The sequence below is a fragment of the Chryseobacterium sp. P1-3 genome, from assembly GCF_000738495.1.
GTDB lineage: Bacteria > Bacteroidota > Bacteroidia > Flavobacteriales > Weeksellaceae > Chryseobacterium > Chryseobacterium gallinarum.
In genome coordinates this window covers 1-13818 of the sequence record NZ_JPEQ01000011.1, presented here as the reverse complement: position 1 = coordinate 13818, position 13818 = coordinate 1, and the positions used below count along the sequence as shown (strand labels likewise).

Annotated in this window: 11 protein-coding genes and 1 pseudogene; 8 read left to right on the top strand and 4 right to left on the bottom strand. The window is 37.2% G+C overall.

The features are described 5' to 3' along the window. Positions 1-29 precede the first annotated feature (29 nt). A pseudogene (hemC, locus tag HX13_RS15970) lies at positions 30-939 on the bottom strand (hydroxymethylbilane synthase). Continuing rightward, positions 926-2200 (bottom strand): glutamyl-tRNA reductase, encoded by a 1275-nt coding sequence (gene hemA, locus HX13_RS15965; protein ID WP_050021917.1) that lies wholly within the window; start codon positions 2198-2200, stop codon positions 926-928. Before hemA ends, hemC begins: the two are co-directional and overlap by 14 nt. A 466-nt stretch (positions 2201-2666) precedes the next feature. Between hemA and HX13_RS15960 the strand changes: the two genes are divergently transcribed. The 7 genes from HX13_RS15960 (at position 2667) to HX13_RS26080 (ending at position 8986) form a co-directional block, all read left to right on the top strand. After that, the gene (locus HX13_RS15960; protein WP_002982450.1) at positions 2667-3692 is read left to right on the top strand and encodes a rod shape-determining protein; all 1026 of its coding nucleotides are present in this window, start codon (positions 2667-2669) and stop codon (positions 3690-3692) included. Positions 3693-3720: 28 nt separating this feature from the next. Beyond that, positions 3721-4575 (top strand): rod shape-determining protein MreC, encoded by an 855-nt coding sequence (gene mreC / locus HX13_RS15955; RefSeq protein WP_050021916.1) that lies wholly within the window; start codon positions 3721-3723, stop codon positions 4573-4575. Then, complete coding sequence (locus tag HX13_RS15950) at positions 4568-5074, top strand: hypothetical protein (RefSeq protein ID WP_050021915.1); 507 nt, start codon at positions 4568-4570, stop codon at positions 5072-5074. Before mreC ends, HX13_RS15950 begins: the two co-directional genes overlap by 8 nt. A gap of 54 nt (positions 5075-5128) precedes the next feature. Further along, positions 5129-7099 carry a peptidoglycan D,D-transpeptidase FtsI family protein gene (locus HX13_RS15945; RefSeq protein ID WP_238555420.1) on the top strand — a complete coding sequence of 657 codons (1971 nt, stop codon included), beginning with the start codon at positions 5129-5131 and terminating at the stop codon, positions 7097-7099. Continuing rightward, positions 7096-8325: a rod shape-determining protein RodA gene (gene rodA, locus HX13_RS15940; protein WP_050021913.1), complete on the top strand. Its 1230-nt coding sequence runs from the start codon at positions 7096-7098 to the stop codon at positions 8323-8325. The genes HX13_RS15945 and rodA overlap by 4 nt, the downstream gene beginning before the upstream one ends. A 90-nt stretch (positions 8326-8415) precedes the next feature. Continuing rightward, positions 8416-8751, top strand: a complete 336-nt coding sequence (locus tag HX13_RS26085; RefSeq protein ID WP_316931331.1) for a pentapeptide repeat-containing protein — start codon at positions 8416-8418, stop codon at positions 8749-8751. Next, positions 8744-8986, top strand: a complete 243-nt coding sequence (locus HX13_RS26080; protein WP_316931330.1) for a pentapeptide repeat-containing protein — start codon at positions 8744-8746, stop codon at positions 8984-8986. Before HX13_RS26085 ends, HX13_RS26080 begins: the two co-directional genes overlap by 8 nt. A gap of 502 nt (positions 8987-9488) precedes the next feature. Here HX13_RS26080 and HX13_RS15930 read toward each other — a convergent pair. Together HX13_RS15930 and HX13_RS15925 are read right to left on the bottom strand one after the other, a co-directional pair. Beyond that, a complete protein-coding gene (locus tag HX13_RS15930; protein ID WP_050021949.1) occupies positions 9489-10199 on the bottom strand; it encodes a C40 family peptidase in 711 nt (236 codons plus the stop codon). Between the two features lie 337 nt (positions 10200-10536). Next, the gene (locus tag HX13_RS15925) at positions 10537-12732 is read right to left on the bottom strand and encodes a glutamine synthetase III (protein ID WP_050021912.1); all 2196 of its coding nucleotides are present in this window, start codon (positions 12730-12732) and stop codon (positions 10537-10539) included. 302 nt (positions 12733-13034) lie between these two features. Here HX13_RS15925 and HX13_RS15920 point away from each other — a divergent pair. Then, positions 13035-13818 (top strand): DUF6909 family protein (locus HX13_RS15920; RefSeq protein ID WP_410493147.1); only part of this gene is annotated, 784 nt, incomplete at its 3' end.

The window sequence follows — 13818 nt, the reverse complement described above, 5'->3', positions numbered from 1 at the left end:
GAAAGTTTGAATTTAAAATCTAAATAGGTTTAGATCTGGCTTTTAATTTCTGCCATTAATTCTTTACCTCCGTTTTCCAGAACAACTTTTGCAAACTTTTCTCCAAAATTTTTCTTCAGAATTGTACTCGAAGTTTTCATCGATTGCAATACAGTTTTTACCATCCAGGGAACAGAGCGCCGCAATAAAACGGATCTGAGGTCCGATGATTTCTGCAAAGGCTCCGATAGGGGCAGTACAGCCTCCTTCCAATGTGCTCAGGAAGTTTCTTTCAATCTCTACGCAGATCTGGGTAGGCTTGTGATTGATCTGTTTTAGTATTTCGATAATCTCAGGTTTTCCGGAGTGTCCGGCAACGGCAATTACTCCCTGTGAAGGAGCCGGAATCATTAATGGAAGCATTTCATAATCGGTTTCCATTTTCATTCTTTTGATCCCTGCCAATGACAGGATTGTAGCATCAAAATCTCCATCTTCGAGTTTTTGAAGACGGGTCTGGATATTACCGCGGATATCAGAAAATTCAGTAGTAGGGTAATGTCTTAGCCAGAACGCTCTTCTTCTCAGGCTGCTTGTCGCAAGCTTCAGTTCGTGGAATTCTTTATTTCTTGAAGATTCTTTTCTGATTAAAATATCCTGAGGATAATCTCTTTCCAAATAGGCAATCAACTCAATATTTTGAGGTAACTGGGTAGGAACATCCTTTAGAGAGTGTACAGCAATATCGATTTCGTCATTCAATAAGGCAACATCGAGGTCTCTTGTGAAGACTCCGGTAATTCCTAAAGAATATAGCGGCTGATTAAGATTTTTATCACCCGAAGAAACGATTGGGACGATTTCCGTTAAATAATTGTTGTTCTGAAGGTGCCTCGCAACCTCTCTTGCCTGCCAAAGTGCAAGTGCGGAATTTCTTGTTCCGATTCTAATGCTTTTCATTGAATTCGTTGTTTGGTTGTTCAACTAATATTTCGTGCATTAATTTACTAATTTCTTCGGCTTTTAAAGGATTATCAATGATATATTTTGCAAAACGGTTGGTAATTTTCTGGATCATTTTATCAGAAAGCTCCATATCCGTGATGTTTATATATTTATTCTTCTTATAAAAATTATGCATTTCATTGCGTTCCATATTCTTTAAAACAGCTTTGAAATGGTGAATGTTTGGTGCTAATTTTCTTTTTTTCTCCCATTCCATAAAATCTTTCATCAGTTCTTTGATGATTTTTTCTGCTTTTGGGATTTCTTTTTCCCGCTGCTGAATGGTTTCCTGGATTTGTTTTGAAAGCTCATCAACATCAATTAAGGTTACATTTTCATTTTCCGTAACATTCTTTTCAACGTTATGCGGGATTGAAAGATCAATAACCAGTGTTTCTTTTCCATTCGGGAAGTGGGACTGATTGATGATGGGGTGTTTGGCTCCGGTTGCCACAATAAGAATATCCGTATTTTTTAATTCCTTATCAAAATCAGAGTAATCAACATGAGGAATGTTATATTTTTGAGAAATTTTTTCAGCTTTCTCCTGTGTCCTGTTGGCAATTTTAATCTTTGGCTGATAAACGTGTTTTACAAGATTCTCAACGGTGTTTTGTCCTATTTCACCTACTCCCAGAAGAAGAATATTCTTTTCCGCAATTCTCTTTTGATTGTTCAGGATGTAATGAACTGCAGCATAGGAAACAGAAGCTGCTCCATTGGAAATCCCTGTCTCATTTTTTATCCTTTTGGAAATCTGGATGGCGGAATTAATTGCTCTTTCCAGGTAAGGGTTGGAGTTTTGCCTTTCCTTTTTGAAGCGGTTGTATGCTTTTTTGATCTGGCCGATGATCTCAAAATCCCCGATGATCTGGCTTTCCAGCCCCGCAGCTACTCTGAAAAGGTGTATTAAAGCCTCTTCTTTAGTCAGGATATTAGCAAACTGAAGAAAATCTGTAAGATTTACTCCAATGGTTTTGCAATATTCTTCTGCTACTAAAAGATAATTGGATGAAGTAGTGTAGATTTCAGTCCTGTTACATGTGGAAACCACAAATGCATCTCCAAGATCTTTCTGATGGACCCGGGAAACAAAGCTTTTAATGTTTTCATCAAAGAATGCAAATTTTCCTCTCGTTTCTACATCAGCTTTTTCGTAGCTTATAGAAAGCACGGCAAAATTTGATGTTTGATGGATGTTGGAATACTGTAACATAAGCAGTGGCAAATTTACGCTTTTTTTTAATTAATGGTCTTCTGATACTGTATATGATAATTATCGTAAAAAACTATAAGGAGTAAAGGGCAAAATACAGCAAGAATAACAATTCTGGTGGTGTTTAAAAGAGCCATTTCAAGGTGTTGTAATTAAAGAAATTAAAAAATAATCTGAAATGTATAAAACTTTGCTGTTTTCATTGAAAAAAATAGGAAGTGCTTTTTAGCATATTTTTTGTACAGCCGGTCTTCTTTGCCCGCCTTTTCACCGTTTTGAGATTCCGCTTTTTCGTCCTTTTGTTACCCTGTTAATTTTAGTTGAACTCAAAGTCTGTAAATGTCTAAAGTAAAAGTTAATAAAGAATTATAAATTTTAATAAAATTTTAACCAAATTATGTTGTTGTGAAATTTCTTTAGTAGTGTTAAATTTATATCTTTGTAAACTTAAAATCAGAAGAGAAATATGAGTTTATTTGATATGTTTACGCAAGAAATTGCGATAGACCTGGGAACTGCTAATACCCTTATCATCCATAATAATAAAATTGTTATAGATCAACCGTCAATTGTTGCAATTGAACGTTCTTCGGGTAAGCCGATTGCTGTAGGTGAACAGGCAAAGCATATGCAAGGTAAAACTCATGAGGATATCAAAACAATCCGTCCATTGAAAGATGGGGTTATTGCAGATTTCCATGCTTCTGAACATATGATCAAGGAATTTATCAAGAAAATCCCTGGTATCAAAGGTAAATTCATACAGCCTGCATTGAGAATTGTAATCTGTATTCCTTCTGGTATTACTGAAGTTGAAAAAAGAGCTGTAAGAGACTCTGCTCAGAAAGTCAACGCAAAAGAAGTACGATTGATTTATGAGCCAATGGCTGCAGCAATAGGAGTTGGGATCGATGTGCAGAAGCCTGAAGGAAATATGATCATTGATATAGGCGGTGGTACCACAGAAATTGCTGTAGTGGCTTTAGGAGGTATTGTATGTGATAAATCTGTGAAAATTGCAGGTGACGTATTTACCAACGATATTGCTTATTACTTAAGAACTCACCATAATCTTTATATTGGAGAAAGAACCGCTGAAAGAATTAAAATTGAAGTAGGTTCTGCTGTAGAAGACCTTGACGTGGATATTGAAGATATCCCGGTACAGGGTAGAGACCTTATTACAGGTAAACCAAAAGAAATTATGGTTGGATATAAAGAGATTGCCCGTGCATTGGATAAATCAATCATCAGAATTGAGGATGCCGTAATGGAAACACTTTCCCTTACTCCACCGGAACTGGCTGCTGATATTTATAAAACAGGTATTTATCTTGCCGGGGGAGGTGCGCTATTGAGAGGTCTTGCGGATAGGATTCACAAAAAAACAGGACTTCCTGTATTTGTAGCTGAAGATCCGTTGAGAGCTGTGGTTCGAGGAACAGGTATTGCTCTTAAGAATATGGATAAATTCAATTTCTTAATTAAATAATTTTAACTTTTTACGACTCTATATCTGAATGGGATTTTTGCTGAGATTATTTTCGAAGAACACTCTTTTCGTCTTCTTTATATTCCTGCAAATTATTGCTCTGGTTCTGATATTCTCCAGAAATGCCATGCAAAGATCCTGGATTGCGGGGCAAACAGCCGCGTTTAATTCATGGGTCTCCGGATATATTGATGAAGGGGTTTCTTACCTGAAGCTTAAACAGACCAATGAGGATCTTGTCGCTCAGAATAAAGCACTTATGCTGGAGCTTTATGGCAAAGAAGGCATAAAAAAGCCGGTTTTTAGAAAGGTTCATGATACCATAGGAGGAGGTCAGATTTATACTTTTGTGGATGGAGAAATTGTTTCCAACAGCATCAACAGAAGAAACAATTATTTTACGATCAATCGTGGCCGCAGGGACGGGGTCTTTCCTCAAATGGGAGTGATGGCACCAAAAGGTATCGCAGGGATTGTTATCAATGCTACAGACAGTTATGCACTTGTTCAGTCTGTATTGAGTGTCAATAAGATCAGAATTAATGCTTCTCTTAAAAACTCAGGTTATTTTGGAACATTAACGTGGAACGGAGATAATTCCCGGGTGATGCACCTCGCCGATATCCCGAAATATGTAGCATTGAAAATTGGAGATACTGTGGTGACAGACGGTAAATCTGCTATTTTCCCTAAAGGTGTGATGATCGGAACCATTGCAGGATACTCTGTAGATAACAAAACAGGATTCTGGGATATTTCCGTGGAACTGAGTGAAAAGATGGGAGCGTTGAATAAAGTATACGTAGTAAAGAATCTTAAAAAGGCCGAAGTACAGAAGATTCAGGATACTATGCAAGCTGTAATAAAAAAGGAAAATGATTAGCAGGACTTTATTTACCGACATATTGATCATGATTTTTCTTGTTGCATTACAGATTTTTGTATTGAACAGGATTACTATTTTCGGGAAATATACTCCGGTATTATATCCCGTATTCGTCATGTTTTATCCTTTCTTCAGAAATAAGTTTCAATTCCTGGCGTTAAGCTTTTTAATAGGACTATCAATTGACGGATTTCTTTATTCATGGGGAATTAATGCATTTGCAACCACTCTGATTGCTTACTTCAGGACATTGATATTCAGGACTTCAACAGATACTTCAACAGATTTTTTCTCTTTTCAATCCCTGCAATGGGCTCAGTTTTTGTTGTTTTTATTTTCAAGTATTTTCCTGCATCAGCTTCTGGTACAGTATATTGAGTTCTTTAAGTTGAGTAGGTTTTTTGAAATATTATTTAATGTATTGGTAACTAGTGTAATTTCGTTTATATTTATAGTTATTTACGCATTAATATTTAAAATCAAACAGAAAGTTTGAACACACGTTATTTAAAAATTTTTTTCCATCCTTGTTGTTATCGCCCTTATTTTTGTGGCGAGGCTGGCGTATTTGCAATTGTTTACGGACCGTTATGCACTGAATGCGGCCAATACTTCTATTAAAACTGAATATATCATTCCTCAGCGTGGAGTTATTTTTGACAGGAACGGTAAAATCATGGTAGGAAACCAACCTGCTTACGAAATTTCTTTTACTCAGGCCCTGATGAAGCCGGATTTCGATACTTTGGGATTCTGTAGCCTGATGAAAATCAGTAAAGCAGACTTTATCAATAGGATCAATACGATCAGGAAAGAAAAATATTATTCTAAGCTGACTCCGATGACTTTCCTGAAGGACCTCAGCAGAGAAGACATTGCGAGAGTCCAGGAAATTATTTTCAAATATCCTGCCTTTACTATTGTACAACGTCCTCAGAGGCAGTATGAAGTCTCTACTTCCGGAAACCTTTTGGGATATACCAGTGAAGTAAATGATGCGGAAATCAAAAAAGATTCTGCTTATTATCTGCCAGGTGACTTCATTGGGAAAAAAGGAGTGGAAAAATCTTATGAAAAAGAGCTTCGGGGGATTAAAGGCGTAAAATATATCCAAAAGGATATCAAACTTCGAAGTATCGGGTCCTATAAAAACGGGACACTGGATAAAGATGTTGTTACGGGAAAAGATATTACTCTGACCATTGATTATGATCTTCAAAGGATGGCAGAAGAAATGTTGGTAAACAAACACGGAGCTATTGTAGCTATTGATCCTAATAACGGTGAAATCCTGACGCTGGCCACAGGTCCGGATGTTGACCCTAATTTATTTACCGGTCCTTATAAATCCAAGAATATCTATGCCTTAAATAAAGATACGATTTATGAAAATAAGCCAATGTTTGACAGGTCGGTACAGGCGGCTTATCCTCCCGGATCCACCTTCAAATTGCTGACTGCTTTGGCAGGAATGCAGATGGGAGTGATGGATGAAAAAACGATTTTCCCTTGTGGAGGCGGATTCTACTATAAAGGCTTAAGAATTAAAGGGCATGGAGGTGCCGATCCTTTGATTCCTTCCATCCAGGTATCCAGTAACTGTTATTTTTCCCATGCCTATCTGGCTATTATGAACAAATATCCGGGAAATCCTTCCAAAGGAGTGGATGAATGGAAAGCCATCATGAATAGTTTTGGAGTAGGAGTATTTTTAAATAATGATCTGGCTTCCGGAGCCAAAGGAAGAATCCCAAGTGGTGAATTTTACGAAAAAAGACAAAAAGCTTTAAATAAATACAGTGGTAAAAAAGATTTTAAAAACTGGGACCCTTTGGCCACAGGAGCTGTATTTAATGGAATGGGACAGGGAGATGTAATGCTTACCCCGCTGCAGATGGCTAACGCTGTAGCAGCTATTGCCAATAAAGGATGGTATTATACACCTCACATTGTAAAAGCAATTGATGGTAAGCCTAATCCTGATAAAAGATTCAAGGTAAAGCATAAAACCCTGGTAGATCCTAAGCACTTTGAACCTGTTTTGAAAGGAATGGAAGCCGTGGTGCTGAGAGGTACTGCCAGAAGTTTAAAATCAAATGATTTTACCCAACTGGCTAAAACAGGAACAGCACAGGTTCCGCAAGGAAAAGATAACTCAATCTTTGTATTGATTGCTCCGGCCGACAAGCCTAAAATTGTTGTGGCCGCCGTAATGGAGCATGCTGGTTTTGGAGCAACCTGGGCAGGACCTGCCTGTACGGTGATTGCTGAAAAATATATTACAGGAGACCTGAAGAGGGAGCATCTTTATAAGAAAATGACCAGTGCCAGCTTCATGCCTGAATATAAAAGGCAATGGGTTGCAGATCTTAAACGCAAAGGCCTGTATGTAGACCCTAAAACCGATTCCATTAAACGCAAAAAAGTACAGGATAGTTTGGAATTTGTTAAACAACAAAAAGCCAAATTAAAGCAAAGAATAGAAGAAGAAACCAAAAACACTAAATCTGCGAAGCAATGAAATGGATGGAAGGAATAGATAAACTGGGCCTTGGGCTGTATTTCCTGCTTTGCATTTTTGCGATTGCAAATATTTACAGTGTTGACCAGAAACTTGGGGAGAAACAATTTATCTTCTTTTGTATCTCTTTGTTTGTAGGCCTTGTAATATTCGTTGGAAGAAGTAAATTCTTCGAGAATATGGCAGGGATTATTTATATTGGCGGAGTCTTACTGTTGATAGGGCTTTTTCCTTTTGGAAAAGAGATCCTGGGACAAAAGAATTGGTATAAATTCGGAAGTTTTACGATGCAGCCTGTAGAATTTGCTAAAATAGGGACAGCGCTTATGCTTGCCAACTATGTTTCAGGGCCGGATTTTAACCTGAAAAATAAAAAGTCTCTCTGGACTTCTTTAGCAATTATAGGGATTCCGGCTGTAGTGGTTTTAGCTATTCCGGATGTGGGTTCCATGCTTGTATTCATTGCGTTCTTTATTGCATTGTATAGGGAAGGGCTTAATGGACTCCTGTTTGGGATTGGATTTCTTTTTGCTGCCGTATTTTTAGTGTCGCTGGCAGTTCCTCCTGTATACGTTGTGATTGCGATTCTGCTGATTATAGGAGTTCTGATCGCTATGAATTATCATAGGATGTCCTGGGATGTTATTACTATTTCGGGGATTGCAGGGTCTGTTCTGTTGCTATGTGCCCTGGCATTTGGATCGCCTTATATTTTAGAAAAGCTTCCCAAGCACCAGCGAGAAAGAATTGAGGTTCTTTATAAAGGAGAAAAAGCATTCAGAGATACTTCAGGATATAATTTGTTGTATTCTAAAACAGCAATCGGTTCAGGAGGAATGTGGGGGAAAGGATATCGTGAAGGATCTGTAACCCAGGGGAAATTTGTTCCTGAGCAGCAGACAGATTATATTTTCTGCGCCGTAGGGGAAGAATGGGGATTTGTAGGAAGTGCGCTTTTGGTATTGTGCTATATGGTATATATAGGACGTATTTACTATCTGGCGGAAAAGCAGAAATCTACATTTAACCGCGTATTTGGCTATTGCTTTGCATCCATTCTGCTGATGCACTTTTCAATCAATTTAGGGATGGTTATGGGGCTCTTTCCAACCGTAGGAATTCCTCTTCCGTATTTCAGTTACGGAGGAAGTTCTTTGCTGGCCTTTTCCATGATGACTTTTATTTTCTTTAAACTTAATTATTCTGACAAAAACAGCTTGGTGTAATTCGTCTCTTGAAGGCAAACGGTAAAACCAAATTTACTCTGTGGAATCCTGCAGGATGGCAGACAATATACCTATTGACAAACATACAAAATGAAAGAAGTTTACATTCAGGACCAGGATTTTGACAATGCAGATCTTTCCCGGCTGGAAAAAGGAGAGTATGAGAACTGTACTTTCAGGAACTGCAATTTTGAATACATGGATCTTTCCGGTTTTAGTTTTAACGGTTGTGATTTTGTAACCTGTAACCTCAGCATGGCGAAACTGGTTAAAACAGCTTTCCGTGATGTATTCTTTAAAGAATGTAAAATGTTTGGTCTCCAGTTTACCGATTGTAATGCTTTTGGTATGTCCTTCACATTTGAAGACAGTGCACTGAATAATTCGGTCTTTTATCAGACTTCCATTAAAAAAAACGGTGTTTAAAAACTCTAAACTGATTGAAGTGGATTTTACGGAATCGGATCTCTCTAACGCTGTTTTCAGCAATTGTGATCTTTCGGGTGCTGTTTTTGATGATACAGTCCTCGAAAAAGCTGATTTTAGATCTTCCTTCAATTATTGTATAGATCCGGCTTCAAATAAGCTCAAAAAGGCCAAATTTTCACTTTCTGAAGTGTACGGGCTCTTGTATAAGCTGGATATAGAAATAGAGAAGTAAATGGATCAGGTGCGAGTTGGAGGAGGCATATATTTAAACTTCATACAAAATTGCAAGAAATAAAGGGATGTATAACAGTTCAACAGATCAGTCTCAAAAATTGGGAACATAATAAATTGGCCTAAATATAAAAAATTCTGTCCATTATTGATTAGCATCAAAATTATTGAGATCGTTTTTCACGCAAAGTTTAAAAAAAAATAATGTTCTATTTCAAGTAGGCAAAAGAAGGTAGCATAGCTGCTGACCAAGCGCATACAAAGTGTTCCCTTCATCAGAATCGATTAAAGATCGATTCATTTCTTAGCTTACTTAAAATAAAGAGTAGTCAAAAAGAAACCTTTGCGTGAATTTTAAAAATTAAATAGATCTAAATATTATATGCCCCCGACTTTTGCGCTTGATCCAGTACAACAGAGACGGTCTATAGCCTAACTTATAAACAATAAAAAAAGCCATCAAAAATCTGATGGCTTCATTATTTAAATCAATTATTTAAAAATTAAAAATTTGCTGAAGTAGCTGGAGTTGTTGCTGCTAAATTGTTATAAGCATCTCCTTCTTCGTTGATTACTCTCTTGGCAAATCTGTATTTAGGACCCCAATATGAATCATTTAATGAAGAAATCATAACTCCTTTTGACGTTGCTGCATGAATAAATTTAACCTCACCATCTTCAGAAACACTTTCTACAATACCTACGTGAGAAATTCTTCTTCCATGAGAAAAGAAGATTAAATCTCCTTTCTGAAGGTCTCCTTTTTCTATTCTTTCGCCTTCCTGAGCCTGAGAAGCGGCCACTCTTGGCAGATTAAGTCCTGCTGCAGCTCCAAATACAGAAAGAACGAAAGCTGAACAATCTATACCTCTTCTGGTGGTCCCTCCATATCGGTAAGGAGTTCCCAGGTATGTTTCAGCTTCTGCAAGGATACCATCAATTGTTTTGTTGTATTTGATTGCTTTTGCAATCTCGGAATTCTTAATTGCCTTTTTAGCACTAGCTATAGAAGCAGCCTTTTCCGCAAGGAAAGAGTCGATCAATTTTTGCTTATCCTGCTCTAGTTTTTTGTTATCAATAGAAGCTAGTTTGGCATCTGTTTTGTATTCTTTAGCGTAAGTTGCTGGTTTTGAAACTACATAATTCGTAGCACACGATTGCATTGACACTGTAGTAACAATAGCAACTAAATAAAACAAAACTCTTTTCTTCATATATATTTGATTAACCGTGTTAAAAGGAATATTTATTTTCAAAAGCATTACAAAAGTATAGATTCCGAGTAAAAGACCCTTGATATGATTATTATCAGGATCTGACTTTAACACACTTTAACATATTATTTACGTATGTTAAAGAAAAATAAACCGCAACTGCCTTTTTTTGGCAAGTAAGCGGTTTTTTTTATTAAGATTCTTTAACAAAATATGTAGATATTCTTCTATAAACCGGAGATTCTCAATTAAAACTCTAAATTTCAGGGTTGTTAAAAAAATAAAAAAATTCCCCGGAAAACCGAGGAATTTAAACTAATATGGAACTTTACAGATACTATTTTGTAAACAACATTTCTCTGTATTTTGTCATAGGCCAAAGCTCATCATCCACCATCATTTCAAGAGCATCTGATGCTTCTCTGATTCCGTCGAATAATGGTTTAACTTTATTGCAGTATTCTTCTGCCTGCTTCTGGCTGTCGGATATGCTTTTTGCCGCTTCTCTGGCTTTAATAAGATCTTCAACTCCAAGCTTAATTTTAGAAACATTTTCGGAAATGCTGGTAATTAAACTCATTTGTTCTTTTGCCAATGGTTTAAATTCTTTATCTCCAAAGATCTCTTTAAGACCTTTAACGTTTTCAATCAATCTGTTCTGATAGTTTAAAGCAGAAGGGATAATATGGTTTCTTGCGATATCACTTAAAACTCTTGCTTCGATATCAATAACGGTAGAGTATTTTTCCAGCTTGATTTCATTTCTTGCTTCCACTTCCCTGTGGGTGAAGATTCCCATCTCTTCATACAGGTCTAAGAATTTTTTGTCCATTTCCTGCTTAAGAGCTTCAGGAGTGGTTTTAAGGTTATTTAATCCTCTTTTCTTCGCTTCTTTAGCCCAATCATCAGAATACCCGTCGCCTTCAAACATTATATTCTTGGATTGTTTGATGTATTCTCTTAATACATTGAAGATGGCTTCATCTTTCTTTAATCCTCCTTCGATAAGAGCATCTACTTCTTTTTTGAAGTCATTAAGCTGTTTAGCAGCGATGGTATTCATCACCGTCATAGATTCCGCACAGTTGGCAGAAGATCCTACGGCTCTGATTTCAAATTTATTTCCTGTAAAGGCAAATGGAGAGGTTCTGTTTCTATCCGTATTATCTAGTAGGATTTCAGGAATTTTCCCCACTACATTTAATTTCAATTCTGTTTTTTCTTCCGGAGATAATTTTCCGTTTGTTACTTTTTCAAGTTCTTCCAAAACACTGAACAGCTGGCTTCCGATGAATACGGAAATAATTGCCGGTGGAGCTTCGTTAGCACCAAGTCTGTGATCATTACTTGCAGAGGCAATACTTGCTCTTAAAAGATCTGCATATTCATGAACAGCCTTAATGGTATTCACGAAGAACGTTAAGAACTGAAGGTTTTTCTTAGGGTTTTTTCCTGGGCTTAACAGGTTTTCACCAGTATCAGTAGCTAAAGACCAGTTGTTGTGCTTACCGCTTCCGTTTACTCCGGCGAATGGCTTTTCGTGGAAAAGAATATGGAAGTGGTGTTTGTGAGCTACTCTTGCCATGATGTCCATCAATAAAGAGTTATGGTCTACAGCAACGTTTACTTCCTCAAACATTGGAGCAAGTTCAAACTGGTTAGGGGCAACCTCGTTGTGTCTTGTAGTTGCAGGGATACCCAGTTTCATACATTCAATTTCCAGCTCTTTCATGAAGTTCATCACCCTTGTCGGGATAGAACCGAAATAGTGGTCATCCAGCTGTTGTCCTTTTGCAGGAGAATGTCCCAGTAAAGTCTTTCCTGTCAGAACAAGGTCCGGACGGGATTGGTATAATGCTGAATCTACAAGGAAATATTCTTGTTCCCAACCTAAAGTAGGGGTTACTTTCGTTACATTTTTATCAAAATACTGCATTACGCTGGTTGCTGCTTCATCTACAGCGTTCAAAGCTCTCAGAAGTGGGGCCTTATAATCCAAAGTTTCTCCTGTATAAGAGATAAATATGGATGGAATACATAATGTAGTTCCCATAATGAATGCCGGAGAAGTCGGATCCCAGGCAGTATAACCTCTTGCTTCAAATGTATTTCTGATTCCTCCGTTCGGGAAAGAAGAAGCATCAGGTTCTTGCTGAATCAGCATATTCCCGCTGAATCTTTCAATGGCTCTTCCACCTTCAATCGGGGTAAAGAATGAATCGTGCTTTTCTGCTGTAGTTCCTGTCAAAGGTTGGAACCAGTGAGTATAATGCGTTACTCCTTTACTCATTGCCCAGTCTTTCATTGCTACGGCTACCTGGTCTGCGATATGTCTCTGGATTTTAGTTCCTTTCTTGATCGCGTCCATAATAGAGCTGAAAGCCTCTTTCGTTAAATATTCTCTCATCGTTTCTTCAGAGAAAACATTTTTGCAGAATAGCTCTGATAGTTTTGCCGGGATTTCAACAGAATTATCTTTTCTGAAGTCCTTAAATGGCAGGGTTTCTAATGCTTTGAATCGTAAGGTTGACATATTTGGGTTGATTTTGATAGGGCAAATTTACAAAAAAAACAAAACAAAATCATTTTGACCCTAAAAAAATAAGGGGTCTAATTAAAATTTACATTATTTAAACGTGTGTTTGGTGTTCTTCAATAGGGGTGATCATAATGCAGAACTTAAAAAATTACTGTCCAGGTCAGATTTTAAAGGGGCATGACATCAAATACATTTATTGTATGGAGGGTAGAATACGGTACGTATTAAGCTACTTATTAAAAGATAGTTAAAATAAAATGCTCAAAGATTTTGTATATTTGTGTGAAATTTATTTTATGACAAATTCTAGAGCAAGAGAAACAACAGAGGCTATTGAAAGACTATATATCTCTATGAGACATTTATTTTATAGAGGATTTTTCAAGCCAGCGGGTGTTTCAGGAGAGAGTATCAGGAGCTTGTTAAAAACCATCAATCCGGAGATTTACGGGACAATGAATATTCCGAATAAACTGGAGCTTGACGGTTTGATGTATGTTTTAGACAGACTTCCTGAGGGGATTGAAGAATGCGCTTTTATTCATCTTACATCAGATGAAGGGTTTGATAAAGGAAGTTTCGAACCTATTGTTCCAAAGAAAAGAAGAAGAAACTGTTATAGAATAGACGAACACCAGATGAATATTGAGGTTCTTTTGGGCCGTTCCGAAATTTATGACATACTTACCCACCTGACATTCCTGTTTATAGAAGCGGATAAAATCCGTAATCTGGCTTTCATCCAGGATGAAAACTGGAAACCAACAAGGGCCTTTAAAATTATTGAAGAGGTAGTAAAAGGAGAGAAAAAATTCAGCAGGAAAGAAAAAGAGGTTGCTCTTATCCATCTTTCTTCTTTAATCGGGAGATCTTTTGATGAAACCTTGAGGGCTTATAATACCTTTGGAGATGATAATAACCCTGACCGTCTATTTAAAATCATCTACAATCTGGGAAAGGTAAGCCTTGAAGACGCAAAAGGTGCCAGAGAAAGAGAAATTTATTTTAGTGCCATATTAAAGGAAAGGGTGGGACACCATTACTTTGGTGAAAAATGGGCCAATAAAGTAAAAGAAGTTT